Raw genomic sequence first — 364 nt, forward strand, 5'->3', positions numbered from 1 at the left:
TATTGCCTTCTGAGGGAAGTTTAAACCATTCTTATGACCTGGAACATGAAAAGATAACGACCCTCTTTCTTTAAACTCTATTAACGCCTCATATAAAGGCATATGATTTTGATTCATCTACATCTCTTCCTTATAATTCATTCTCCATCTATTATACAGAACAAAAAAAATAATAGGCATATGCCTATTTAAAAATATGATACTTCTAATTTTCGAAGTTGCTTTAAATAATGTATATATTTTGGATCATCTGTCTCTGTGTTCACCATATCCTTTTCACATTCATAACATATTAAATTATTATAAACATATATACCTTCTTTTCTTTTTGTCTCACAAACAATACAAACTTCACTTTGTAATT

The 364-nt window shown here is 28.0% G+C and carries 1 protein-coding gene and 1 pseudogene; both read right to left on the reverse strand.

The annotated features are described in order from the left end of the window. Window positions 1–117 (reverse strand): annotated as a pseudogene (locus MR160_RS34095) (decarboxylase); the annotation flags it as partial. A gap of 71 nt (window positions 118–188) precedes the next feature. Further along, on the reverse strand, window positions 189–364 hold a 176-nt coding region (locus MR160_RS34100), incomplete at its 5' end, for a sigma factor G inhibitor Gin (RefSeq protein ID WP_242299247.1).

Origin of the sequence: Bacillus cereus group sp. BfR-BA-01382 (genome assembly GCF_022663475.1) — a bacterium.
Taxonomy (GTDB): Bacteria; Bacillota; Bacilli; order Bacillales; family Bacillaceae_G; genus Bacillus_A; species Bacillus_A thuringiensis_S.